General features: G+C 51.9%; 25 protein-coding genes. 22 read left to right on the top strand and 3 right to left on the bottom strand.

Annotation, left to right across the window (positions count from 1 at the left end; all coding sequences use genetic code 11):
* Positions 1-11 precede the first annotated feature (11 nt).
* The 6 genes from ACO0LN_RS08310 to ACO0LN_RS08285 all read left to right on the top strand — a co-directional run bounded on the left by ACO0LN_RS08310 (position 12) and on the right by ACO0LN_RS08285 (position 5931).
* Positions 12-1193: an acyl-CoA dehydrogenase family protein gene (locus ACO0LN_RS08310; protein WP_422973106.1), complete on the top strand. Its 1182-nt coding sequence runs from the start codon at positions 12-14 to the stop codon at positions 1191-1193.
* A 9-nt stretch (positions 1194-1202) separates the two neighbouring features.
* Positions 1203-1616, top strand: coding sequence for an acyl-CoA thioesterase (locus ACO0LN_RS08305; protein ID WP_422972697.1), 414 nt, complete (start codon positions 1203-1205; stop codon positions 1614-1616).
* 62 nt (positions 1617-1678) lie between these two features.
* Entirely contained in the window at positions 1679-2071 is a 393-nt protein-coding gene (locus ACO0LN_RS08300; RefSeq protein ID WP_422972695.1) for a RidA family protein, read from the top strand.
* Positions 2072-2073: 2 nt separating this feature from the next.
* Positions 2074-3606, top strand: a complete 1533-nt coding sequence (locus ACO0LN_RS08295; RefSeq protein WP_422972693.1) for a 3-hydroxyacyl-CoA dehydrogenase — start codon at positions 2074-2076, stop codon at positions 3604-3606.
* Between the two features lie 89 nt (positions 3607-3695).
* Positions 3696-4871 (top strand): acyl-CoA dehydrogenase, encoded by a 1176-nt coding sequence (locus ACO0LN_RS08290; RefSeq protein ID WP_422972692.1) that lies wholly within the window; start codon positions 3696-3698, stop codon positions 4869-4871.
* Positions 4872-5142: 271 nt separating this feature from the next.
* Positions 5143-5931, top strand: a complete 789-nt coding sequence (locus ACO0LN_RS08285; protein ID WP_422972690.1) for a potassium channel family protein — start codon at positions 5143-5145, stop codon at positions 5929-5931.
* Positions 5932-5949: 18 nt separating this feature from the next.
* Here the strand turns inward: ACO0LN_RS08285 and ACO0LN_RS08280 are convergent, their stop codons facing one another.
* On the bottom strand, positions 5950-7605 hold the full coding sequence (locus ACO0LN_RS08280) for an isovaleryl-CoA dehydrogenase (RefSeq protein ID WP_422972688.1): 1656 nt from the start codon (positions 7603-7605) through the stop codon (positions 5950-5952).
* A 138-nt stretch (positions 7606-7743) separates the two neighbouring features.
* Between ACO0LN_RS08280 and ACO0LN_RS08275 the strand changes: the two genes are divergently transcribed.
* From ACO0LN_RS08275 to ACO0LN_RS08250, 6 genes are all read left to right on the top strand, one after another.
* A complete protein-coding gene (locus tag ACO0LN_RS08275) occupies positions 7744-8382 on the top strand; it encodes a TetR/AcrR family transcriptional regulator (RefSeq protein ID WP_422972686.1) in 639 nt (212 codons plus the stop codon).
* A gap of 9 nt (positions 8383-8391) precedes the next feature.
* Entirely contained in the window at positions 8392-10713 is a 2322-nt protein-coding gene (locus ACO0LN_RS08270) for a DNA polymerase III subunit gamma/tau (protein WP_422972684.1), read from the top strand.
* An 80-nt stretch (positions 10714-10793) separates the two neighbouring features.
* Positions 10794-11120 carry a YbaB/EbfC family nucleoid-associated protein gene (locus ACO0LN_RS08265; RefSeq protein ID WP_110253135.1) on the top strand — a complete coding sequence of 109 codons (327 nt, stop codon included), beginning with the start codon at positions 10794-10796 and terminating at the stop codon, positions 11118-11120.
* A gap of 2 nt (positions 11121-11122) precedes the next feature.
* Positions 11123-11719 carry a recombination mediator RecR gene (gene recR / locus ACO0LN_RS08260; protein ID WP_422972682.1) on the top strand — a complete coding sequence of 199 codons (597 nt, stop codon included), beginning with the start codon at positions 11123-11125 and terminating at the stop codon, positions 11717-11719.
* Between the two features lie 29 nt (positions 11720-11748).
* A complete protein-coding gene (locus ACO0LN_RS08255) occupies positions 11749-12414 on the top strand; it encodes a hypothetical protein (protein WP_422972680.1) in 666 nt (221 codons plus the stop codon).
* Between the two features lie 39 nt (positions 12415-12453).
* Positions 12454-13701 carry a CaiB/BaiF CoA transferase family protein gene (locus ACO0LN_RS08250; RefSeq protein ID WP_422972678.1) on the top strand — a complete coding sequence of 416 codons (1248 nt, stop codon included), beginning with the start codon at positions 12454-12456 and terminating at the stop codon, positions 13699-13701.
* Positions 13702-13865: 164 nt separating this feature from the next.
* Here the strand turns inward: ACO0LN_RS08250 and ACO0LN_RS08245 are convergent, their stop codons facing one another.
* Complete coding sequence (locus ACO0LN_RS08245) at positions 13866-14468, bottom strand: MarC family protein (protein ID WP_422972676.1); 603 nt, start codon at positions 14466-14468, stop codon at positions 13866-13868.
* Between the two features lie 42 nt (positions 14469-14510).
* Positions 14511-15161: an isoprenoid biosynthesis glyoxalase ElbB gene (gene elbB, locus ACO0LN_RS08240; protein WP_422972674.1), complete on the bottom strand. Its 651-nt coding sequence runs from the start codon at positions 15159-15161 to the stop codon at positions 14511-14513.
* A gap of 239 nt (positions 15162-15400) precedes the next feature.
* Here elbB and ACO0LN_RS08235 point away from each other — a divergent pair, with 239 nt between their 5' ends.
* From ACO0LN_RS08235 to gspN, 10 genes are all read left to right on the top strand, one after another.
* Complete coding sequence (locus ACO0LN_RS08235) at positions 15401-15601, top strand: DUF1289 domain-containing protein (protein WP_422972672.1); 201 nt, start codon at positions 15401-15403, stop codon at positions 15599-15601.
* A gap of 56 nt (positions 15602-15657) precedes the next feature.
* Entirely contained in the window at positions 15658-17916 is a 2259-nt protein-coding gene (locus ACO0LN_RS08230; protein WP_422972670.1) for a molybdopterin cofactor-binding domain-containing protein, read from the top strand.
* A 219-nt stretch (positions 17917-18135) separates the two neighbouring features.
* The gene (gene gspG, locus ACO0LN_RS08225) at positions 18136-18606 is read left to right on the top strand and encodes a type II secretion system major pseudopilin GspG (protein ID WP_422972668.1); all 471 of its coding nucleotides are present in this window, start codon (positions 18136-18138) and stop codon (positions 18604-18606) included.
* Positions 18607-18615: 9 nt separating this feature from the next.
* Positions 18616-19080 (top strand): type II secretion system minor pseudopilin GspH, encoded by a 465-nt coding sequence (gene gspH / locus ACO0LN_RS08220; RefSeq protein ID WP_422972666.1) that lies wholly within the window; start codon positions 18616-18618, stop codon positions 19078-19080.
* A gap of 1 nt (position 19081) precedes the next feature.
* On the top strand, positions 19082-19468 hold the full coding sequence (gspI, locus tag ACO0LN_RS08215; protein ID WP_162041053.1) for a type II secretion system minor pseudopilin GspI: 387 nt from the start codon (positions 19082-19084) through the stop codon (positions 19466-19468).
* A complete protein-coding gene (locus tag ACO0LN_RS08210; protein ID WP_422972664.1) occupies positions 19458-20141 on the top strand; it encodes a PulJ/GspJ family protein in 684 nt (227 codons plus the stop codon). The genes gspI and ACO0LN_RS08210 overlap by 11 nt, the downstream gene beginning before the upstream one ends.
* Complete coding sequence (gspK, locus tag ACO0LN_RS08205; protein ID WP_422972662.1) at positions 20138-21142, top strand: type II secretion system minor pseudopilin GspK; 1005 nt, start codon at positions 20138-20140, stop codon at positions 21140-21142. The genes ACO0LN_RS08210 and gspK overlap by 4 nt, the downstream gene beginning before the upstream one ends.
* 6 nt (positions 21143-21148) lie before the next feature.
* A complete protein-coding gene (gene gspL / locus ACO0LN_RS08200) occupies positions 21149-22396 on the top strand; it encodes a type II secretion system protein GspL (RefSeq protein ID WP_422972660.1) in 1248 nt (415 codons plus the stop codon).
* Positions 22396-22896, top strand: coding sequence for a type II secretion system protein GspM (gene gspM / locus ACO0LN_RS08195; RefSeq protein ID WP_422972658.1), 501 nt, complete (start codon positions 22396-22398; stop codon positions 22894-22896). The genes gspL and gspM overlap by 1 nt, the downstream gene beginning before the upstream one ends.
* Before the next feature lie 15 nt (positions 22897-22911).
* A complete protein-coding gene (gene gspN / locus ACO0LN_RS08190) occupies positions 22912-23691 on the top strand; it encodes a type II secretion system protein N (RefSeq protein ID WP_422972656.1) in 780 nt (259 codons plus the stop codon).
* Positions 23692-23694 lie beyond the last annotated feature (3 nt).

Raw genomic sequence — 23694 nt, 5'->3', positions numbered from 1 at the left:
TGACGCATATAATGTCTGACACCAGTTACCTGGACTGGCCCTTCTTTGAAGACAAGCACCGTGAGCTACAACGCACGCTGGATATCTGGTCTGCAGAAAACCTGCCAGATCATCACGCCTCTGATGTTGATCAGGCCTGCCGCGATCTTGTCAAGCGACTGGGTACAGCTGGCTGGCTCAAAAATGCCATAGGCGGCAGTGCCTATGGCGGTAACGCTGATGTTATCGACACCCGCGCCATTTGCCTGATACGCGAAACCCTGGCCCGTCATTCTGGTCTGGCAGATTTTGCTTTTGCCATGCAAGGGCTTGGTTCTGGCGCGATTAGCCTGCATGGCACAGAAGTGCAAAAGCAAAATTATCTAAGTAAGGTAGCTAAAGGCGAAGCGATTGCTGCCTTTGCCCTGTCTGAGCCACAAGCTGGTTCGGATGTGGCAGGCATGCAATGTGCTGCAGAATTTGTCGCTGATGCAGATGGTGGTCACTATGTCTTGAATGGCGAGAAAACCTGGATTTCCAATGGTGGTATCGCCGACTTCTATGTATTGTTTGCCCGCACTGGCGAAGCACCCGGTGCACTTGGTATCACTGCCTTTATCGTTGATGCTGGTTTGCCCGGTTTTGAAATTGCCGAACGTATCGATGTGATCGCACCACATCCTCTGGCACGCCTGAAGTTTACTAATTGTCGCATCGCGGTTACGCAGCGCCTGGGTGAGGCGGGGCAGGGTTTCAAGGTGGCGATGGCCACATTGGATATCTTCCGTACATCCGTTGCTGGTGCTGCCCTTGGCTTTGCCCGTCGTGCCATGGACGAAGCCATGCACAGAGTGACGACACGCAAGATGTTTGGTCAGACCCTGGCCGATTTTCAGCTGACGCAGGCCAAACTCGCGCAGATGGCAACCATTATAGACAGTTCGGCATTGCTTATTTACCGCGCTGCCTGGCAAAGAGACCAGGGCAGAAAAGTCACTAAAGAAGCTGCCATGGCAAAACTGACTGCGACTGAAGGTGCGCAGCAAGTGATAGATGCAGCGGTGCAGATGTTTGGCGGGCTTGGTGTCGTCAGCGAAGTACCGGTAGAGCGCCTGTACCGTGAAATCCGGTCTCTGCGTATTTATGAGGGGGCGACGGAAGTGCAGCAACTGATCATAGGCCGTGAATTGCTGAAAGAGTTTGCCGCATCATGAGCTTTAATTATGATTTTTACCGCTGAATTAGCTATACGCTTTGCCCATTGTGACCCGGCAGGCATCGTGTTTTATCCGCGCTATTTTGAGATGATGAATGGCGTAGTGGAAGACTGGTGCGCGCAAGGTTTGGCTTGCAGTTTTCATGACATGCATATGCAACGTGGCATAGGCCTGCCTACCGTACATCTGGAAACGGATTTCATCAAACCGGCTGAACTGGGCGAAAGTTTGCTGGCAGAATTGGTCGTGACGAAGTTGGGCAAGAGTTCAGTCGAACTGGAAATTTGCTTTAGCGGACCGCAACAGGATGTGTGTCTCAAAGCGAAGTTGGTGCTGGTCATGATGGATTTGAAATTGCGCAAATCTATAGCCATACCAGATGAACTGCGTACTGCCATGCAGAAGTACTGCGATATATAAGATAGATATAATGGACTTTTCAGACTTTAGGGGCTGAATAGTCATCAATGAAAGGATAGATGATGGACATTTTGCAACCTCCAGGCTGGGCCAGGCCACGTGGCTATTCGAATGGCATTTCTGCCAGTGGCCGCACTGTGTGCGTCAGCGGCATGGTGGGCTGGGATGCGCAATGCACCTTTCAGACAGATGATTTCGCGGGCCAGGTAAGACAGACCTTGCAAAACATCGTAGAAGTCTTGACAGAGGCAAATGCCAAACCTGAGCATATCGTGCGCATGACCTGGTATGTCATCGATAAAAAAGAATATGTAGGAGCCTACAAGGAAGTTGGCGAAGCCTATCGCGATATCATAGGCCGCCATTACCCAACCATGACTGCCGTGCAGGTGGCTGGCTTGATAGAAGACAGAGCCAGGGTAGAGATAGAAGTCACCGCCATTGTGCCGGAGTAAATATGAAGACCAGTATTGCAGATGTCGGCGCTGTTGGCATCGTCGGTGCCGGTGCCATGGGGCGTGGCATCGCCCAGATTGCGGCACAGGCAGGTTTTACTGTGCTCTTGTTTGATGTACAGGAAGATGCCGCCAGCAAAGCCAGCCAGTTGATTGCTGAACAATGGCAAAAAATGTTGAGCAAGGAAAAAATCAGTGCAGAACAATATCAGCGTGCTGTGGAAAACCTGCAGGTCGTCAATAGCATGCAGGAACTGGCTAAATGCGATCTGGTCGTAGAGGCAATTGTTGAAAAGCTGGACGTCAAACGTGCTTTGTTCCAGCAATTGGATGCCATCGTCAGTGACACTTGTATACTGGCGACCAATACTTCTTCCCTGTCAGTCACCGCCATTGCGGCTGGCACAAAAATACCTGAGCGTGTCGCTGGCCTGCATTTTTTTAATCCTGTCCCCTTGATGAAGGTGGTGGAAGTCATCGATGGCTTGCTGACCGATGCTGCGATCGCAGAGCAGCTCATAACATTTTCCACGCAAACCGGACACTTGCCAGTGCGCGCCAAAGATACACCTGGCTTTATCGTCAATCATGCAGGCCGTGGTTATGGCACGGAAGCCCTGAGGATATTGCAAGAGAATGTCGCCAGCTTCCGCCAGATAGACCAGATCATGCGTGAGGCAGCAGGTTTCAAGCTTGGCCCGTTTGAATTGCTGGACCTGACCGGGCTGGATGTATCTCACCCGGTCATGGAAGCGATTTATCATCAGTATTATGAAGAGCCACGTTATAGGCCCAGTGTCATTACTGCACAGCGGGTATATGCAGGTGTGCTGGGTCGCAAGACCGGGCGCGGTTTTTATTCTTATAGTGGCAACCAAGATGTACCGGCGGTTCCTGAGCAACAGCCTGCGTGGATGGGGTCAATATGGATCAGTCATGAAAACGCAGACGCTTTGCCAGCGCTGCTTGCGCTGTTTGAGCGTTGCGGCGCTATCGTCGAAAATGGTGAGCAGCCATCTGCAGAGGCACTGTGCATAGTCAGCCCATACGGCGAAGATGTCAGTACCTGTGTAGCAAGAGCCGGGCTGGATGCACGTCGCACCCTTGGCATCGATGCACTGACTGCTTGTCAGGGTCATCTGAGCCTGATGATGAATCCCGCTACAGATGCAAACCTTGCAGCACAATGCCAGTCCCTGCTGCAAAAAAGCGGGCAGGGCGTCAGCCTGATACAGGATAGTGCAGGTTTCGTGGTTCAACGTATTCTGGCGACCATCATCAATATTGCTAGCGACATAGCCCAGCAAGGAATATGCAGCCCGCAAGACCTCGATAAGGCAGTGGTATTAGGCCTCGCTTATCCGGCAGGCCCGCTGGCATGGGGCGACAAACTCGGTACTTCGCGTATACTATTGGTTTTGCGGAACTTGTATGCCAGCACTGGCGACCCGCGCTATCGCCCCAGCCCCTGGCTGGTGCGCAGGGCGCAACTGGGTTTATCCTTGCTGCATTTGCCGGGTCAGGCAAGTACTTAAGACCGTATAAAACATGACTTGTCACTTCTTATTGTGGGAAAGTGGCATGCAAAAAATAATGAAATACATAATTCAATCAGGAGAAACAGATGGCCAAGGCTGTATTTAGTTGGGAAGATCCCTTGTTATTGTCCTCGCAACTCAGCGATGAAGAACGCATGGTGCAGGATGCCGCACGTGTTTATTGCGAAGAAAAGCTGACGCCGCGGGTACTGGAGGCTTTCCGTCATGAAAAAACAGATCCAGCCATTTTCCGTGAGATGGGTGAGCTTGGTTTGCTGGGTTCCATGATCCCTACGCAATACGGCGGTGCTGGTTTGAACTATGTTTGCTATGGCCTGGTGGCGCGTGAAGTGGAGCGTGTTGATTCTGGTTACCGTTCCATGATGAGCGTACAAAGCTCGCTGGTCATGGTGCCTATCAATGAATTTGGTAGCGAAGCACAAAAACAAAAATACCTGCCCAAGCTGGCGACGGGTGAATGGATAGGCTGCTTTGGCCTGACTGAACCTAACCACGGTTCTGACCCCGGCAGCATGGTGACCCGTGCCAGGACTGTGCCGGGTGGTTATTCCCTCAGTGGAGCGAAGATGTGGATCACCAATAGCCCTATCGCTGATGTCTTTGTGGTTTGGGCAAAAACGGATGATGGCCGTATCCGTGGCTTTATCCTGGAAAAAGGCTGGAAAGGCCTGACAGCACCAACCATTCATGGCAAGGTCGGCTTGCGTGCTTCCATCACTGGCGAAATCGTCATGGATGAAGTATTCGTGCCAGAAGAAAACCTGATGCCGAATGTGGAAGGCCTCAAAGGCCCGTTCACTTGCCTGAATTCAGCCCGTTATGGTATCGCCTGGGGTGCTTTGGGTGCGGCAGAATTCTGCTGGCATACAGCACGCCAATACACCATGGACCGCCTGCAATTTGGCCGCCCACTGGCAGCAAATCAGCTGGTACAGAAAAAACTGGCAGACATGCAAACAGAAATCACACTCGCACTGCAAGGTTGTTTGCGTCTGGGTCGTATGAAGGATGAAGGTACGGCAGCCGTTGAAATTACGTCCATCATGAAGCGTAATTCTTGCGGCAAGTCCCTGGATATCGCCCGCACTGCGCGCGATATGCTGGGTGGTAATGGTATTTCCGATGAGTTTGGCATTGCCCGTCATCTGGTGAACCTGGAAGTCGTCAACACCTATGAAGGTACGCACGATATCCACGCACTGATATTGGGCCGTGCGCAGACTGGAATCGCTGCTTTCTAAAATCGCAGCATTCCAGGCTACTTACAAAACCATAAAAGCCGCTTTGCCTTTAAGGCAGGCGGCTTTGGTTTTATGGCATGGCTTGATTTGCCTGCCTGATTTTTTTACCGCAATTTCTCCCGCCTATTCTTCGACTTTCTATAAAATTTGCGCGATCGCAAGGTGTGTTCAATTTTTTCCATTGATGATTGCCAAAAAGCGATAAAGCAGGATTCAGATCCTACAGATGCTGTCGCGTGTTCGTCTTGATGAGATTTTTGGTGAAAATACAATGAAATTTCCAGTGACTCAACGCTTCTGGACCTGGTTTACCCGTCCTTTGTTATTGGTGGGGTTGCTGTTGACCATCCCGGCATTTTATCTGTTGCTGGGTGGTACTACTGACATCACCGAGCTGGCCGGGCGCAGCCTGTACGCGGCCTCAGCTTTGTTGATGCTGGTCGATACTGGTCTGCAATGGCAAAAGAACAGGAGTCAAAAAAGGCGTAGTGGCAAGCTGGCACTGGATGGCGTGATTATCGCTGGTTGCCTGCTAAGCGTCATTTTTACCGGCGAGGCTTGGGGGACGCTTGAATGGCTGCTGCGCCTGGCGCTGGTAGCCGTCATTCTGCTGCGTCTTGCCACCCTGGTTTTGCAGCACATGAAACCCAGTCATCTGGTGCAGATGATAGTGCTGGCCTTGTTGATGCTAAGTTCCGCAGGTGCCGGGTTTTACTGGCTGGAACCCAATGTGCATAGCTATGCAAATGGTGTCTGGCTGGCTTTTACGACGATAGCTACCGTGGGTTATGGAGATATTGTTCCATCTACACCCGCGTCCAAGATATTTGCCGTCTTCATCGTTTTGCTTGGATATGCCATGTTTTCCATCGTAACGGCCAATATCGCCGCTTTATTTGTGGAGGAAGAAGAAGCGAATCTGGAAAAGCAACTGCATGCTGATATACGCCACTTGAGCAGGGAAGTGGCTGCGCTCAGGGAAGAGTTGCGCAGCCGGGATCGTCTTTTCCTGGAGAAGGAAAAGGCTAGGGAATTGAAACAGGCTGCGCAAACTGAGTAATGTCCGGCAGCCTGTAGGCTAATTGATTTTTTGGTAAGTGAATGAGCGGGCGATGATACGGTCCAGCAGAGCGCTCTTCGCCTGTCCATGCAAGCTTCCATAGACACGACCACATTCAGCATCTGCGCGGCTTTGTATAAAGGTGAGGGCGATATCTTCTTCAGCATATTCGGCCATCAAAAAAGCCTGTGCCGTCAGTACCAGTTTTTGGGTAATGCGGCGGGCGTTCATTTCCCTGAATTCTGTTGATGCCAGGTCTGGTTGTAATTCCTGCACCATTTTCCTGACCTGCTCAGATGCTGAATTGCTCCATAATTGCAACAGTAATTGCAGGCCTTCCGGGTCTTTTTCCATGGCACGCAAGACATCCAGGCACATTACATTACCTGAGCCTTCCCAGATGGAGTTGACTGGCGCTTCACGATATAACCTCGCCATGGGGCCAGTCTCGACATAGCCATTGCCACCCCAGACCTCCATGCATTCACCGGTAAATTCCAGCGCACGCTTGCAAATCCAGAATTTCGCGGCAGGCGTCATGATGCGTTTCCAGGCGCGTTGCAAGGCGTCATCTGGTGCATCCAGGGCTGCCGCCAGGTGCAGCATGAGGCGGGTTGCTGCTTCACTTTCCAGTGCCAGGTCAGCCAGAACATTGCGCATTAAAGGTTGATCTGCCAGCTTCTTGCCGAAAGCCGTGCGGTGGCGTGCATGATGGATGGCCTGCACCAGTGCCTGCCGCATCAGGCCCGCGCTGCCTATGACGCAATCCAGCCGGGTCAGGTTGGCCATTTCTATGATGGTTGGTATGCCCCGGCCGTCATTACCTATCATGACGCTATAGGCATCCTGGAATTCGACTTCGCTGCTGGAGTTGGATTTATTACCCAGTTTGTCTTTGAGTCTTTGTACCAGGATAGAATTCTTGCTACCATCAGGGCGCCAGCGTGGTACGAAGAAGCAGGACAAGCCGGTTTCGGTTTTGGCCAATACCAGATGGGCATCGCACATGGGAGCCGAGAAAAACCATTTGTGGCCGGTGAGTGCGTAGGCCTGGCCCCGTCCCTCAGCACCCAGCGCTACAGCCTTGGTGGTATTGGTGCGCACATCCGAGCCGCCCTGTTTTTCCGTCATACCCATACCGATCAGGATGGATTTTTTCTGGGCTATAGGCAAGTCACGCGGGTCATGTTCCAGCGAGTACAGTTTGTCTTTGAGTTCCGCGAAAAGGGCTGCTTCATTTTGCAACACGGGGATGGAGGCAAAAGTCATGGTGCTGGGGCATAAGGAGCCAGACTCTACTTGTGACTGCATGAAATAACCTGCGGCACGCGCAACATTTGCGCCCATGCGCGGCTGACTCCAGGGGCTGGCATGCAGACCTTGCTTGCGCAAGATCCCCAATAAGTGATGCCAGCTTGGGTGAAAATCTACCCTGTCTATGCGTCTGCCCTGTCTGTCATGAGTATGTAGTTCAGGCAGATGTGTATTGGCCAGCGCAGCAGCTTCCAGTACAGCGCTGCTGCCCAACTCCTGACCGGATTCCGCCAAGGTGTTTTGATGCCAGTCAGCCTGATACTGTGCCAGGCTGGTCATTAGAACGGCATCACTAGTGAAAATATTGTAATCTTGCAGGTCTGCGACCTGATTGCTTATTTCATGGGTTTGCCACTGCATATGGGCCTCATTGAGATGGGAGTATTTATGTGGAGTAAATAAGTAAGCCAGATGAATAGTGTAGTCTGATGAAGTAATCAAGATGTTCGCCTTTTGGCATTTCCCCCAAGTACCTGAACTTATAAAACAAGAATCACCATGAGCGAGACTGCCAGCCCTTTGAAATTACGCCGCAAGCCAGTGCAGCAACGCTCTAAAATGACACAATTGGCAATCTTGGATGCCTTTGTTCGGCTTTTGGTAGAAAAAAGTTATGCCGATCTGACCATGCGCGATATCGCCCTGGTCGCTGGGGTGGGTCTGGGCACCTTGTATGAATACTTCCCCGGCAAGAAATCGATAGCAGCGCATTGCATCCATGAGCGCATGAAGAATATCGGCGCGCAGATGCGCATCTGGGTAGAATTGCAGCATGGTCAGCCCTTGCAAAACATCGTCACGGATCTGTTGGAGCGCATCATACTTTTGCATGCCGACAAGACCGAGGAGTGGTCGGCCCTGATTTTCCTGGAGCGGCAGATTTCCAATATGGAGGCCTATAGCGCCTTGTACGGGCAGGTTGTTGATATCTGGGAATCTGCTTTTGCGGCAAGTTCAGACCGTGCAGCTTACCCAAATACCAGCCCGGCCATAGTCCATGCGGCTGTCTATGGTGTCTTGTATCAGACCCTGATGTTGTCCCCACAAAGCCTGCAAGAGCCTGAATTTCTTGCTCAGATGAAAAACTTGGTGTTGGGATATCTGCAAATCACTGATCAGAGCGCCCGAATAAGGTAAAATCGCGGGATGTCCTATCAAGTCCTCGCCCGAAAATATCGCCCCAAGAGTTTTGAAACTCTGGTGGGGCAAGAGCACGTGGTCCGTGCCTTATCGCATGCGCTAGAGCAGCAGCGGCTGCATCACGCCTATTTGTTTACCGGTACCCGTGGTGTCGGCAAGACGACGCTGTCACGCATACTGGCCAAATCCTTTAACTGCGAGACCGGCATTACTGCCCATCCTTGCGGTGTTTGCGAAGCCTGTACGGCGATTGATGCCGGGCGCTTTGTCGATTATATAGAAATGGATGCCGCCTCTAACCGTGGCGTCGATGAAATGGCCTCGCTGCTGGAGCAGGCGATTTATGCACCGTCCAATGCACGCTTTAAAGTCTATATGATAGATGAGGTGCACATGTTGACCAACCACGCTTTCAACGCCATGTTGAAAACGCTGGAAGAGCCGCCTGAGCACGTCAAATTCATTCTGGCAACGACAGACCCGCAGAAAATCCCTGTCACGGTCTTGTCACGTTGCCTGCAATTCAATCTCAAACAAATGCCGCCTGGCCACATCGTTGGTCATTTGGAAAACATTCTGGGACAAGAGCAAATCGAATTTGAATTGCCTGCCTTGCGTTTGCTGGCGCAGGGTGCCCATGGTTCCATGCGTGATGCCTTGTCGCTGACTGATCAGGCAATTGCCTATGCTGCCGGTAAAGTCAGCCTTGATGCCGTGCAAGGCATGCTGGGTGCGCTGGACCAGTCTTATCTGATACGTCTTCTGGATGCTTTGCTGGCCCAGGATGGCAAAGCCTTGCTGGATGTTGCCGACGAAATGGCAGCGCGCAGCCTGTCGTATAAAGCCGCCCTGCAAGACCTGGGTAGTTTGCTGCACCAGATCGCCGTGGCGCAAATGGTACCTGCGGCAGTGGCAGAAGATATTCCCGAGCGTGAGCAGGTTTTGCGTCTGGCACAAAGTTTTGCCAAAGAAGAAGTACAACTGTTTTATCAAATTGCAGTACATGGCCGTAACGAGCTGGCACTGGCTCCTGATGAATATGCAGGCTTCAGCATGACGCTGTTGCGCATGCTGGCGTTCAAACCTGTCAGTGGTGAGCAGTTGGCGCAGCCGCCTGCCAGTACGCCACCGGCTGGTGGTCGTCCTGCATTGCCAGTTAATACTGTGAACAATGCAGCACCTGCACAAAGTCCTGCGCGTTCTGGCCCTGTTTCCAGCCCTGTTTCTAGTCCCGCAGCTTCCAGCAGTACTGCTAGTGCTACACCTGTAGTAAATACAGTGCTGGCAGCGATGCCTGCACGTTCTGCGGCAGAAGTGCCGAAACCGGCGATACAGGATAATACCGAGACACCCGCCAGTGCACCTGCTGCTGGCACACGGGTCAGCCCAGTAATGGCTGCCCTGGCTGCGGCACGCGCAAATACCAAGAATGGCACGCCAGCAGGAAAAGCTGCTACTGCCGAAGTTGCACCAGTAGCCAAAGCTGCAATTGCACCCGTGACTCCTGTGTCCCCAGTTGCTCCAGTCTCACCTGTAGCTCCGGTCAGGCCCGTTACTCCTGTCGCAACACCGTCAGTCAAAGTAGTACCGCCAGTGGTCAAGCCTGCTCAGCCCGTGTCTGCGCCCGCGCCTTTGATTGCCGAGCAGGACATGCAATCCATGGGCATGGATGATATGCCTCCGCCGTGGGATGAGGGAATGTTCTTTGATGCAGAGCCTGCAAAACCGGCGATGCCACCACGAGTGATTGCTCCTGCTTCTGCCCCTATTGTGCAGCAAGAGCAAGCCGCGCAAGTTGAAGTGGCCGTGCTGGCTGATGCTGCTGCATTTGCTGCATCTGCTGACCAGGAATCGCAAGCCGCCGCTGCAGAAGCGGTCAAGCCTAGAGAATCGATCACCCTGAATGCTGATCGCCTGATCGCGAATGCGCCAGTCCCTGAGTTGAACTGGGATGGTCATTGGCCTTCGCTGGCAGCCAGCTTGCCAGTACGCGGCGTAGCTCAGCAAATGACACAGCAAAGTGAACTGGTCAGTTGCAAGCAGGATGGTAATGCCCATGTATTCCGCCTGCGCCTGCCTTTATCTACACTTTTGTCTTCGGGCAGCGTTGAAAAACTCAGTGCGGCTTTGTCTGAGCGTTTTGAAAAGACCATACGGGTAGAGACCGAGATAGGTGCCGTTGAGCATACTGCCAACGCACAGGCTGTGGCTGAGCGTGAAGTGCGCCAGCAACAGGCAGAAAAATCCATACAGGGCGACAGTTTCGTGCAGACTTTGATGCGTGAATTTGGTGCCACTATCGTCACGGGTAGCATAAGGCCGGTCTGATGTCGGTGATATGCAAAAATAATGCAAGTCCGCGTGACCAAATTTAATCAATATTCCATTTTTATTTTCGGAGAAATTTTATGATGAAGAATCAATTAGCTGGCCTGATGAAACAAGCCCAGGCAATGCAGGACAATATGAAAAAAGCCCAGGATCAATTGGGCCTGGTAGAAGTAGAAGGCCAGGCTGGTGCTGGCTTGGTCAAGGTTGTTATGACCTGCAAGAACGATGTCAAGCGCGTTACCATCGATCCATCTCTGCTGGGTGACGACAAGGACATGCTGGAAGACCTGGTTGCTGCTGCATTCAATGATGCAGTACGCAAGGCTGAAGCTACTTCACAAGAAAAAATGTCAGCTTTGACCGCTGGCATGCCTTTGCCACCTGGCTTCAAAATGCCATTCTGAGTGTGAAAAAACTCGGTAGCCTGGAAGCCTTGTCTGAGGCGCTGCGCCGCTTGCCCGGCGTAGGGCCAAAGTCAGCTCAGCGCATGGCTTATCACTTGCTGCAACATGACAGGGAAGGCGCCGCCATCCTTGGCATGGCGCTGACTCACGCGGTTGAACGCATACAGCATTGCGCATCCTGCAATACCTTTAGCGAGAGCGAAGTTTGCGAAACCTGTCTGGATGCGGTGCGCGATACCAGTCTGCTGTGTGTGGTGGAAACACCTTCTGATCAGATGATGATAGAACAGACCATGACGTACAAGGGACTGTACTTTGTGCTCATGGGGCGGCTCTCTCCGCTTGATGGCATAGGCCCGAAAGACATTCATCTGGAAAAGCTGGTCTCCAGGGCTGCCGACGGTAAAGTGCAGGAGGTGGTGCTGGCCACCAATTTCACCAATGAAGGTGAGGCAACCGCACATTACATCAGCGAAACGCTGAAGGCACGTGGCTTGCGGGTCAGCCGCCTGGCACGTGGTGTGCCGGTTGGTGGTGAGCTTGAATATGTGGATGCAGGCACGATTGCCCGCGCCATGCTGGATAGACGGACTACTTAATACAGTAACTGAGATAATAATAAGCCATCATGTTTCTGATCCCCGCCGAACAAAAAAGCAAATTGCAGTTGCAATGGTCAGACCTGATACAGGGCTTGGCTGGTAGTCCCCGGCATGCCAAGGAAGTGTGGGCCTTGCTGGATAAGCATTACTCTGAACCTCAACGCAGTTTTCATAATCTCACGCATATCCAGTCCATGCTCAGGCATGCTGAAGAGCGGCGCGCAGATATCCAGAATTTCCCTGTCGTGTCCCTGGCGATCTGGTTTCATGACATGGTGTATGACACCCATGCCAATAATAATGAACTGAAAAGTGCAGAGCTGGCAGGGGAGTTGATGATGCGCATGGAGATCAATCCTACCGTCATTATGCATGTGCAGCAATGCATACTTGCCACGGCCAGGCATGAAGTGGCTGATTTTAAAAATCGTGCGGCTGATATTCCCTTGTTTCTCGACATTGCCCTGACTATCCTCGGCGCTCCCAAGGACGTTTATCAACAATATAGCCGGGCTATCCGCAATGAATTCCGCTGGCTGGAAGCGCCAGCCTACAGAGCAGGGCGTCTGAAAGTGCTGAAGCGCTTTGCCGACCGCGAACAATTATATTTTCATCCCATCATGGCGGCGCAATTTGATGCACAGGCACGCGCCAATATCGCATGGGAAATCAAGAAGCTGACTTTTGTATAAGTCTGTCCCGTAAAATTTTTTCTGAGCGCATTTCCTCTTATGCAGTCACAAGCTAAAGCACATGGCCCTTTGGCGGGCATCAAGGTTCTGGAGTTGGGTACGCTGATCGCAGGGCCGTTTTGCTCGCGCATGCTGGCTGAATTTGGTGCCGAAGTGATCAAGGTAGAGTCGCCCGATGGCGGCGATCCTCTGCGTCGGTGGCGTGTGCTGAAAGATGGCACTTCGCTGTGGTGGAGTGTGCAGGCGCGCAATAAGAAAAGTATCACCCTGAATATGAAGCAGGAGCAGGCGCGTGAAATTGCCAAACGCCTGGCCCTGGATGCCGACATCATCATAGAAAATTATAGACCCGGTGTACTGGAAAAATGGGCGCTGGGATTTGAAGATTTAAAAGCGATCAACCCTGCCACCATCATGGTACGTCTGTCTGGCTATGGTCAGACAGGACCCTTGAAAGACTTGCCCGGCTTTGGTGCCATCGGTGAATCGATGGGCGGTTTGCGCTATGTGTCTGGTCATGCTGACCGGCCACCTGTGCGCGTAGGCATATCGATAGGGGATTCTGTCGCCGCTTTGCATGGTGTTATTGGTGCCATGATGGCCTTGCGTCATCGCGATGTTACTGGCGGACGCTGGAATGGCAAGCAGGGTGACGCATGTGTCGCTGGGCAGGGGCAAATGGTGGATGTGGCTTTGTATGAGTCAGTATTCAACTTGATGGAATCGCTGGTGCCAGAATTTGATCATGCCGGTGTCGTGCGTGAACGTACTGGTGGTGCTTTGCCTGGCATCGTCCCATCGAATACTTACACCACGGCGGAAGGTGAAAATATCGTCATTGCGGGTAATGGTGACGCGATTTTCCACAGACTCATGAAAGCCATAGACCGTGATGACCTGGCACAAGACCCAGGCCTGGTGCGCAATGATGGCCGCGTTCCGCGTACGGCAGAAATCGATGCGGCAATTCAAGCTTGGTGCTCAGGCCATGATATAGAAACTGCTTTGCAAATACTTAAAGCAGCCGATGTGCCGGTGGGTAAAATCTACTCCGTACGCGATATGATGAGTGACCCGCAATTCCTGGCGCGGCAGATGTTTGAACAGCATGCATTTGAAGATGGCACGCCAGTCAAGTTGCCTGCGATTACACCGAAGATGTCAGAAACTCCTGGTCAGACACAATGGCTGGGTCCACGCCTGGGACAACATAATCAGGAGGTCTTGAGCGGGCTGGGTTATAGTGATGCCGAGATCGCGCAAATGACTGCGGACAAAGTAATTTAAATCAGTAATTTAAATAAGTAATGTAAAGGTCAACCATGAACCGCCAGATGCTTAAAAATTTCCTGATCGCCCTGGCGCTGTTCCTGCTGGGTTATTTCACTTCTAATTACTGGGCATCTTGATTTAGCTGGCCAGGCTCTCAATGCCTGGTCAGCCAAGTTTGATTAGTTCAGGGTTTTCAGATAATCCCTGATCCCCGCCAGCAGCATTTCGACCGACATGGCTGTCAGTATCAAGCCCATCAGGCGTTCAAATGCAGTCATGGCGCGCACACCAAGAACCTTCTGCATACGTTCCGCACTCAATAACACCACCAGCCAGACCACGGCAACGGCAGTCAATGCCGCCAGATGCACCATCATGTCCTGACGGCTGTCGGATGAAAACAGCAGCACAGTTGCCAGCGCAGACGGGCCAGCCAGCGCTGGTATGGCCAGTGGCACGATGAAGGGTTCGTGACCATCTTCCACATCGCCGAAAATACCACCTTCCTGCGGGAACACCATGCGCAAGGCGATCAGGAACAGGATCACGCCGCCACCTATGCGCAAGGATACTTCAGTCAATTGCAGCGCAGTGAGGAAGTGTTTGCCAAAGAACATGAACAGCAAAAGCAGACCAAAGGCTATCGCGCATTCGCGCACGACCACACGCCAGCGCCGCTCGGGTGCAACATGGGACAGGGCGCTGACAAAGATGGGGACGTTGCCAAACGGGTCGGTGACCAATACCAGCAACATCAGGGATTGAAAAAAATCTTGAGTCATGAAGACCTTGCGTTAAAAATGATACTTTGGGGCTTTGGTGTTTTAGATTAATGCCAGTGTCGCTTTGACGGCAGCTTCTATGCCTGCCGCTGCTTCAGCAATATTTTCCGCCAGCATATAGGCGGGTGTGCTGACGACTTTTCTCACTTTATCGACGACAAATTCTTTAACTGGGCAATTGATGTGCTGGCCACCCATAGCAGTGACAGCAGCAGCTGTGCCCTCGTCATTACCTATGGTGACTTCAATGCCGCTGCCATATACCATTGGCAGCATGGCCGGGGCTATGCAGATATAACACGCTGGTTTGCCAGCGTCGGCGATAGCTTTGGCAAAGCGCAAGACATCCGGCTGTATCTGACAGTCTGCCCCTTTGCTGGCAAAATCAGACAGGTTTTTGGCAGCACCAAAACCACCAGGAAAAAATACGGCGGCATAGTCGTCGGCATTGGCCAGAGCGATATCCTTGATCTTGCCACGGGCGATGCGGGCGGATTCCACTAATACATTGCGGCTTTCACCTTCAGCGACCAGGCCAGTAAGGTGATTGACAACATGGGCTTGCGGGATATTGGGTGCCAGAAATTCTGGTTCTGCGCCGGCTCTGACGAGAGCCAGCATGGTCAGCACACTCTCGTGAATTTCAGCGCCATCGAAGACGCCGCAACCGGAAAGAACAACGGCTACTTTCATGATGTACCTTTATATTTGTGAGGGATAGACAGAAGGCAGCCAATTTTCCCGCTGAAGCCTGTAGGCTGTCAACAAAGTCCCTCTGTTTCTGGAAAAATAGAGGGCAAAATAGAGTGAGGCCACCAACGCAGTAATCAAAAAAACATTTACTATTAGCCGGGGAAAATGCGAACGCTCGTTTTATTATAAAAGCGCCAATCTCTCAGGCAAGATTTTCCTGAAAACAAGAGTACATATATATGTCAGTAATAAAGATGGAAGGCAAAGAACGCCCGGATACACCCTGTGTTGCTGTTTGCTCAACAACATTTGATGATGTCTGTCGTGGCTGTGGCCGCACTGTTGCTGAGGTGGCTGACTGGGTGTTCATGACGGCAGAACAAAAGGAAATCGTCTGGACGAGGATATTGGCAGAAGGTTATCCAAGACGGAATACATAAGTGCGCCAAATATATAAGAAATAATATAAAGGCGACAAAAATAACGGAGACAGCGCATGTCGCAGCTTAAAAAATCAGGACGCCGCCGCTTCATCCTGGGTGGCTTGGGATTGACTGGTGCATTGCTGGTAGGCTGGGGCTTCATGCCACCGCGTCAGCGCCTGAACACCAGTACGCCCTTGCCAGTGTCAAATGGCGAAGTCGCCATGAACGGCTGGATCAAGATTGCGCAAGATGGCACAGTCAGTGTTGCCATGCACAGGAGCGAAATGGGGCAGGGCATACATACTGCACTGCAAATGCTGGTGGCCGAAGAGCTGGATGTGCCCATGAGCATGGTCAAACCCATGTATGTGCCTGCAGATGAAATTTACGGCAGCATGGCGGCACTGGCCGACGGTCTGCCTTTTCACCCCGATGACCATGGCAGCGTGAAGCGTGTCGCCCAATGGGTGACGCTCAAATTTGCCCGTGAACTGGGTTTGCAAATGACAGGTGGCTCATCCAGCGTCAAAGATGCCTGGCAACCCATGCGCGAAGCGGGTGCCACTGCCCGTGCCATGCTGATTGCCGCTGCAGCAAAAAAATGGAATGTGGCTGCGGCAGAATGTACGACCAAAGATGGCGTAGTCAGCCATGCATCCGGCAAGCACGCCAGCTATGCTGAGCTGGCTGCCGATGCTGTCAATAGCAAACCTGGTGAGATACAACTCAAGCGTCCGCAAGATTTCAAAATCATAGGTCAGTCGCAGCCGCGTACTGATGCGGCACCCAAAGGCGATGGCAGCGCCCAGTTTGGTATTGATGCGCGTCCGGAAGGTATGGTCTATGCCGCCATCAAACAAAGCCCGACCATAGGCGGTCGTATCAAGTCTTTTGATGCTGCTGCAGTCAAAGCCATGCCGGGCGTCATTCAGGTTGTTGATTTTTCCATGGAAGGCGCGGTAGCTGGCGTTGCCGTGGTGGCGCAGTCTTATTGGCAAGCCAGACAGGCATTGGATAAATTGCCCATCACTTGGGATGCGGGTGAGCATGCGCAACTCTCTACAGAAACTATTTTTAAGGACTTTGCCAGCAAGCTAGATAGTGAATCTGGTTTTGCCTATCACAATGCAGGGGACGTCGAAGAAACCTTGGCTGGCAAGGGCGTAACAAAAACCGTGGAGGCAGAATATCGTGCGCCGTTTCTTGCACATGCAGCGATGGAGCCTATCAATTGCACCGCACAGCTCAAGGATGGCAAGCTGCAAATTTGGGTTTCTACTCAAGTACCTGGCGTGGCAGCAGATGTAGCTGCTAAAGTCACCAAGCTTAAATCTGAAGATGTCACTCTGCACATGGCCTATCTGGGTGGTGGTTTTGGCCGCAGGCTGGAAGTAGATATGGTCGCGCAAGCCGCGCGTGTTGCCTTGGAAACCAGGGGTGCTCCGGTCAAGCTGATCTGGAGCCGGGAAGAAGATACTACGCACGACATGTATCGCCCGGCCGCCCTGGCACGCTTCAGGGCAGGGCTGGATAGTGCAGGCAAATTGCTGGCTTATGACAACAAGTCCGTGTCGGGTTCAATTACCCATCAGGTATTGGCGCGCACCTTTGGTTTGATGGGGGCAGGTCCTGATAAAACCACGGCAGAAGGTGAATTTGACATGCCGTACGAAATCCCTCATCAGCGTATCCGGCATGTCATTGCTCCAAGCCCGGTGGCGCTGGGTTTTTGGCGCTCAGTAGGCCATTCACACAATGCCTTTTTTAAAGAGAGTTTTATCGATGAACTTGCCCACGCAGCCAATCAGGATAGCCTGACATTCCGCCGTGGCTTGCTGAAAGATCATCCACGTCATCTGGCCGTGCTAGATGCAGTAGTACAAAAAGCGGGCAAGCCAGCGGAAGGCAGGGCCCATGGCCTGGCATTGCATGAATCCTTTGGCAGTATTGTCGCCCAGATAGCTGAGGTCTCGGTGCAGGATGGCCAAATCCGGGTGCACAAGGTCACTTGTGCTGTGGATTGCGGCATCGCTGTTAACCCCAACATCATTGCCCAGCAGATGGAGTCTGCGGTGGTGTTTGGCCTGAGCGCCGCCTTGTATGGCGAGATCACGATCAAGGATGGCAGGGTGGTTCAGAGTAACTTCAACGACTATCAGGTCTTGCGCATCAATGAGGCACCAGAGGTCGAAACTGTCATCATCAAGAGCGCAGAACCGCCGCAGGGAATAGGTGAGCCAGGGGTTCCGCCCATCGCTCCGGCCGTTGCCAATGCGGTATTTATACTAACGGGCAAACGTCTGCGTAGTCTGCCGCTGAAATTGAGTTGACACATACTGGTGGTAGTATGAAGTGCAATTCAACAGAATTCGTACATATTAATTTCCAATTTTGTGTTTAAATATTGTCTTCAAGGCATTTTTTGTTACTATTCGATACAGAAAGTGGCCCCAGGGATAATCTCAGGATTTATACTGCGTCAGCGTGCAGCTAGTATGTACGCCACGCATTTTTTTATTTTTAGAGTTTTTATTTTTTAGAATTACGCCATGCTTAATTTTTCAGTTCCTTCAGTTTCATTACGTGCAGGCAAGGCTCGAAATTCCGAGCGCGGTTTTACCCTGATAGAGATCATGGTTGTTGTGACCATCATCGCCATTTTGGGCGCATTCATGGTACCTAGACTGGTTGGTTACACCCATGAAGCCAGGGTGACTGCAGCCAAGCAGGATATTTCCACCATCATGGGTGCACTGAAGATGTACAAGTTGCACAATCAGCGTTACCCGACTACTGAACAGGGTTTGCAGGCACTGATAGAAAAACCGACGTCTGGCCCGGCAGCAAACGCGTGGCAGACAGGTGGCTATATAGAAAAACTGCGCAATGACCCATGGGGCAAGCCATATCAATATCTTTCGCCAGGTATCAGGGGCGATATTGATGTATTCTCCCTTGGTGCTGATGGCCAGCCCGGTGGTAGTGGTGAAGATGCAGACATAGGTTCCTGGGATTTATAAGAAGCACGCATGAAGATGAAGCATGGGCAGCGGGGATTTACCTTGCTGGAGCTATTGGTGGTATTAGTCATTTTCGGCATCATTCTGGGTGCCATCAGTATTAATGCCATGCCAGGCGAGCAACAGCGCCTGGAAAATGACGCCAAACGCATTTCCCTGCTTTTGCAACTTGCGCGTGATGAAGCCATTGTGCGCAATCTGCCCGTGGCTTTTGAAGTCGATCAGAATGGTTATCGCTTTCTGGTCAGGGAAGACAGAATCTGGTCCCCTATCAAGGATGACATGCTGCGCGAACGTTTTTTTCAAACTGCGCCAGTAGAATTATCCATGCAACCGCAAGCGGCAGACAGTTCGGTGATCAGAATACTGTTTGGCCGTGAACCCGTCGATAAGCCCTTTGTGCTGACCATCAAGTCCAATGACAAACATGTCAACGTGCGGGCCGACGGTATAGGCCATTTTTCAGTGGAATAAGATGCATAAGATGCCGCGCTTGCGCTCACAATCTGGATTTACCTTGCTGGAAGTACTGGTGGCGCTGGTCATCGTCGGTACTGCCCTGGGTGCCAGCTTGCGTGCAGTGGGTAGCCTGACGCAAAACAGCAGCAGCTTGCGCGCCTCCATGATGGCGACCTGGTCGGCTGAAAATCGTCTTGCACAAATACGCCTGGCGCATGAATGGCCCGCCTTTGGTGAGCGCACCTTTGCCTGCCCGCAGGGCGACTTGCACCTGATGTGCGAAGAGCATGTTATTGCCACTCCCAATCCTTCTTTCAGAAGAGTTGAAGTGTTTGTGTATGAAGCAGACAGCCCTGAACGTCGCATCATCAAGCTGACGCAGGTGGTGCCGAATGCACTTTAAACTTAAATCATCCCGGAAAAACCGAGCGGTCTGTTTGCCGCAGTCCGGTTTTACCCTCATAGAGCTCTTGGTAGCAATTACCATATTGGCGATTATCGCCGTGCTTGGCTGGCGTGGCCTCGATAGTATTGTCCGTGCCCGCACCGTGCTGGCGGAGGAAATGGAGCAGACGCGCGGCATACAACTGGCGTTTGCCCAGTTGGAGAATGATTGCGCGCATATTGTCGATGCCAGTAACTTGCCGGGCCGCGAAGTTTTCAGCGCCCAGGGGCCCAGATTAGCACTGGTGCGCACTGTATTTGAAGAGAATCAACCCACCCGCTTGCAAGTCGTCGTCTATAGCGTGCGTGGTGGGGTACTTGGCCGGCGTGAAATGTTGCCCACCCGTGAACTGGCAGTGCTGGAACATGACTGGCAAGATGCCTTGTCTGAAGCAGAAACCACGCCCTCGATCGCCTTGCAGACTCAGGTGACAGGCTTTGAAATGCGCACCTGGAAAGAAGGCGAGAACGGCTGGCGTGCCGGGGGCAATGAAGCCGCGGCTGCCAATCCAGTACCAGCTGCGCCAGGCATTCCAAGCAGATCCGGTAAATTGACCGGACTGGAAATTGCCGTACAGTTAACAGGCCGTGAACTGCCTGTCACCAAAGTATTCTTGCTGGGTGCGGTATGAGGCCAATAAATACCCGCCAACAGCGTGGCGTAGCTGTGATTACTGCCTTGTTGCTGACGACTCTCGCTATCACCATTGTTGCCAGTCTGTTCTGGCAACAGCAAGTACAGGTCAGGTCGATAGAAAACCAGCGCATGCAATTGCAAAAGAAATGGATTTTGCGCGGGGCGATAGATTGGGCAAGACTGATATTGCGTGAAGACGGCAAGCAGTCTGCCAATGTTGATCACCTGGGGGAGCCGTGGGCAGTCAAGCTGGCAGATACCCGCCTTGATCAATATGTAGAAAATGCCAAAGCTGAAAATGAAGATAGCGATGCCACACTGTCAGGCCAGGTTGTCGATGCGCAAGGCATGTATAACCTGAATAATCTGGCGACAGATGGCAATGTAGATGCGCGTGAAGTGGCCGTGTTTAGCCGCCTACTGGTGAATTTGCGTTTTGATGGGCAACTGGCAAATGCTGTTGCGGACATGGTGGCAAGGACACAAACCCGGGCGATTGCAGCGCCAGGTTCTTCTTCCGCTGAAACAGGAACTGGAAAAAGCACCTCCGATTTCTCGCAACCTGAAGTACAATTCTTGCGCTTTACTCAAGTAGATGATTTGCTGGCAATTAATGGATTTACGCCGGAAATGATGGAGAGGCTAAAGGGCTTTGTCACAGTGTTGCCAGGCAAGACCAGTATTAATGTCAATACGACATTTGCTGAAGTGCTGGCTGCCAGAATTGATGGGCTTAGCGTGGGTGATGCCGCCGCCATGATCGCCAGTCGCGACCGTGCTTACTTTCGCACGGTGGCAGAATTCAAGTCGCGCTTTGAAGACAGACTAAAAACACTGACGGACAAGGATGTAGATGTCGCAACCAAATACTTCATCGTCAATGGCAAGGTCAAAATGAATCGTTCGGCACTGGATGTCAGTGCATTGATAGAACGTGCCGATAATATGGGATCGACGGCAATGACAACAACGGTGCTTTGGGTACGGGAAAATTAAATAAAAATGGCAAGCACACTGTATATCTCTTTGCCCTCCAGAGTGGCGGCACAACACAGGCCAGATTGGTCTGCGCAAGCATTGGCTTTTGCCTTGATATCGGCAGAAGGCCGCTTGCAACAGCAAGGCCATTCGAGCCTCGCCGAATTAAAAGCGCTGGCGATCAGCGCAAAACAGGTGGCTTTTATCCTGGCTGCCAGTGACACCAGCTTGCTGAAGACCAAAGTGCCGCCGATGTCAGCAGCCAAGTTGAAGCAGGCATTGCCGAATTTGCTGGAAGATCAACTGATTACCGATCCCTCAGACCTGGTGCTGGTCGGTGGTGATGTGCAGGATGGGGAAATTACTGTTGCCGTCACGGATAAAGCCTGGCTCGAAGGTTTGGCCAAGCGGGTAAAAGACTGGCCGACCAGGAGATTTTCTGTCTATCCCGCACAATTGTCGCTTGCCTATGATGAGGTCAGCCAGACTGCCTCAGCCCTGATAGAAGAAAAGGATGAGGGGCTGGAGCTGAGCCTGCGTGACGGTGTTCAGCATGGCCTTGGCCTGAGCCTCGAAAGTGCAGGCATGAGTGATGCGCTTTCCATGTTGGCGCAGCTGAGCAACAGCCCTAAAGTTACTGCTTATGTTCCGGCGACTGCAATCGAAGCCTGTCAACTGGCATTGAAGACAGATGGCCTGGAAGACAAGATAGAAATCTTGCCGGTAAGCTGGGTCAACCGGGTGGCAGGTATCAATACCAATACGCCAGACCTGATGACAGGCGTGGCGGCGGAACACATGGCCAGTTTTGACTGGAGCAAATGGCGCTGGCCGCTACGTTTGGCAATAGCCTTGGCGGTAGTCAATTTGCTGGCGCTGAATATTGAATGGTTCAATCTGAAGCGTGAAGAAAAAGATCAGAAGAGTGCCTTGTTGCAGGTATTCCGTAATACCTATCCAAAAGAAACCGTCATTTCTGACCCCTTGAAACAGATGCAGCAAAAAATCAACATATCAAAACGGGCAGCGGGGCAGTTTGCAGTCAACGATTTTGCCGTGGTTGCAGCGCAATTCTCGCAAGTCTGGGACAGGGTTGGTGTGCCCGGCGGTGTGGCGTCCATAGAATATAAAGACAGATCACTATTTGTCAGAATCAAACCGAATGTGCAAGTACCGATGGATGCCTTGCGTTCTGCACTGGCCGAGCAATCCATGAAAATCAGTACCGCGTCAGATGGTGCTTTGCGTGTTTCTACCGGAGGTAAAGAATAATGTTCAGTGCAATCAGAGAACAGTTCAATTTCTTTTGGCAATCCAGGGTAGGGCGCGAGCGCAAAATGCTGATCATTTGTGCCTTGTTCATTATTGCTGCCATAGTCTATGGTTTTTTTCTTGCTCCTGCCTTGAACGGCCGCAAGCAATTGAGTATTGCATTGCCTGTCTTGAATCAGCAATTGGCAGAAATTACCGAGTTAAGCAAACAGCAGGCCGGCTTGACTGCCAATTTGTCTGAATTTGTTGCGCCTGTGAGCCGCGAGCAAATAGAGGCGGTGTTGGGGCGGCGTGGTATCAAGGTGCAAACTGTCGCAGTCAGTGATGATCTGGTACGTTTGCAAATTCCAACCGCTTCTTATGCAAGTTTGATGGAATGTCTGGTTGAAATGCAAAAAGCCTCAAGACTGACAGTGGAAGAAGCAAAGCTGGTGTCCCTGCTCGAAAGTGGTCAGGTAAGTGCGACCCTGACTTTGCGACAGCAAAGAAGTTCTACCTGAGGCCGGAATATAGCAATGTTAATCACCCGGCGTTTGACGTGGATACTGGCAGCACTGATCAGTGTCATTTTGACTGTAGTTGTGTTTTTGCCTGCCAGCTGGCTGGGCTTTGTGCTTGAAAGACAAAGCCAGGGCAGGTTGAGTCTGGGCGATGTGCAAGGCAGTTTCTGGCAAGGCTCGGCATTTGTGGGTGTGGCAGCAGGTAAAGTCGGGCCGGTGACGCCCTTGTTCCCTGGGCGGTTTCAGTGGCGTATTTCGCCTCTGCTGATGTTGGGGCAAATCAAGGTAGAGCTGGAAAATTCTGCGGCCCTGTCTGCTCCGGTCAAGATTGCAGGCAACTTCAGTCAGTGGCAAGTCAGCCCGTCGGTGTTGTTGTTGCCACCAGAGCGGCTGGAAGGTTTGGGGGCTCCTTTGAATACCGTAGGTCCTACAGGTTTATTGCATTTGTCCTGGAATGAGTTACTTTTTTCGCGCAAGAATGCGCAACTGAGTATGACGGGGCATATGCAACTGGAGCTGGCAGAAATGGCATCACGCCTGTCGCCTATCAAGCCTCTGGGTAGTTACCAGATGGCGTTTGATTTGCGCGGAACAGAAGCAGATATGCAGTTGTTGACGATAAAGGGTCCGATGATGCTGGCAGGAAGTGGAAAGATGATAAACGGTCGTTTCCAGTTTTCTGGCAAGGCATGGGCAGAAGCAGGGCAAGAAGCAAGGCTGGCAAATTTATTGAATTTGCTTGGGCAGCGTCGTAATGACGGTGAAAAAGATGTAATTGCGTTAGAGTTCAAATGAAAA

This window comes from Undibacterium sp. TC9W (genome assembly GCF_049339865.1).
Lineage (GTDB): Bacteria > Pseudomonadota > Gammaproteobacteria > Burkholderiales > Burkholderiaceae_D > Undibacterium.
This window is presented reverse-complemented; position numbering and strand designations above follow the sequence as displayed.

Excerpts from the sequence above, each read along its gene's own strand:
- ACO0LN_RS08310 (WP_422973106.1), top strand. The coding sequence starts at position 12 with ATGTCTGACACCAGTTACCTGGACTGGCCCTTCTTTGAAGACAAGCAC.
- ACO0LN_RS08305 (WP_422972697.1), top strand. The coding sequence starts at position 1,203 with ATGATTTTTACCGCTGAATTAGCTATACGCTTTGCCCATTGTGACCCG.
- ACO0LN_RS08300 (WP_422972695.1), top strand. The coding sequence starts at position 1,679 with ATGGACATTTTGCAACCTCCAGGCTGGGCCAGGCCACGTGGCTATTCG.
- ACO0LN_RS08295 (WP_422972693.1), top strand. The coding sequence starts at position 2,074 with ATGAAGACCAGTATTGCAGATGTCGGCGCTGTTGGCATCGTCGGTGCC.
- ACO0LN_RS08290 (WP_422972692.1), top strand. The coding sequence starts at position 3,696 with ATGGCCAAGGCTGTATTTAGTTGGGAAGATCCCTTGTTATTGTCCTCG.
- ACO0LN_RS08285 (WP_422972690.1), top strand. The coding sequence starts at position 5,143 with ATGAAATTTCCAGTGACTCAACGCTTCTGGACCTGGTTTACCCGTCCT.
- ACO0LN_RS08280 (WP_422972688.1), bottom strand. The coding sequence starts at position 7,605 with ATGCAGTGGCAAACCCATGAAATAAGCAATCAGGTCGCAGACCTGCAA.
- ACO0LN_RS08275 (WP_422972686.1), top strand. The coding sequence starts at position 7,744 with ATGAGCGAGACTGCCAGCCCTTTGAAATTACGCCGCAAGCCAGTGCAG.
- ACO0LN_RS08270 (WP_422972684.1), top strand. The coding sequence starts at position 8,392 with ATGTCCTATCAAGTCCTCGCCCGAAAATATCGCCCCAAGAGTTTTGAA.
- ACO0LN_RS08265 (WP_110253135.1), top strand. The coding sequence starts at position 10,794 with ATGATGAAGAATCAATTAGCTGGCCTGATGAAACAAGCCCAGGCAATG.
- ACO0LN_RS08255 (WP_422972680.1), top strand. The coding sequence starts at position 11,749 with ATGTTTCTGATCCCCGCCGAACAAAAAAGCAAATTGCAGTTGCAATGG.
- ACO0LN_RS08250 (WP_422972678.1), top strand. The coding sequence starts at position 12,454 with ATGCAGTCACAAGCTAAAGCACATGGCCCTTTGGCGGGCATCAAGGTT.
- ACO0LN_RS08245 (WP_422972676.1), bottom strand. The coding sequence starts at position 14,468 with ATGACTCAAGATTTTTTTCAATCCCTGATGTTGCTGGTATTGGTCACC.
- elbB (WP_422972674.1), bottom strand. The coding sequence starts at position 15,161 with ATGAAAGTAGCCGTTGTTCTTTCCGGTTGCGGCGTCTTCGATGGCGCT.
- ACO0LN_RS08235 (WP_422972672.1), top strand. The coding sequence starts at position 15,401 with ATGTCAGTAATAAAGATGGAAGGCAAAGAACGCCCGGATACACCCTGT.
- ACO0LN_RS08230 (WP_422972670.1), top strand. The coding sequence starts at position 15,658 with ATGTCGCAGCTTAAAAAATCAGGACGCCGCCGCTTCATCCTGGGTGGC.
- gspG (WP_422972668.1), top strand. The coding sequence starts at position 18,136 with ATGCTTAATTTTTCAGTTCCTTCAGTTTCATTACGTGCAGGCAAGGCT.
- gspH (WP_422972666.1), top strand. The coding sequence starts at position 18,616 with ATGAAGATGAAGCATGGGCAGCGGGGATTTACCTTGCTGGAGCTATTG.
- gspI (WP_162041053.1), top strand. The coding sequence starts at position 19,082 with ATGCATAAGATGCCGCGCTTGCGCTCACAATCTGGATTTACCTTGCTG.
- ACO0LN_RS08210 (WP_422972664.1), top strand. The coding sequence starts at position 19,458 with ATGCACTTTAAACTTAAATCATCCCGGAAAAACCGAGCGGTCTGTTTG.
- gspK (WP_422972662.1), top strand. The coding sequence starts at position 20,138 with ATGAGGCCAATAAATACCCGCCAACAGCGTGGCGTAGCTGTGATTACT.
- gspL (WP_422972660.1), top strand. The coding sequence starts at position 21,149 with ATGGCAAGCACACTGTATATCTCTTTGCCCTCCAGAGTGGCGGCACAA.
- gspM (WP_422972658.1), top strand. The coding sequence starts at position 22,396 with ATGTTCAGTGCAATCAGAGAACAGTTCAATTTCTTTTGGCAATCCAGG.
- gspN (WP_422972656.1), top strand. The coding sequence starts at position 22,912 with ATGTTAATCACCCGGCGTTTGACGTGGATACTGGCAGCACTGATCAGT.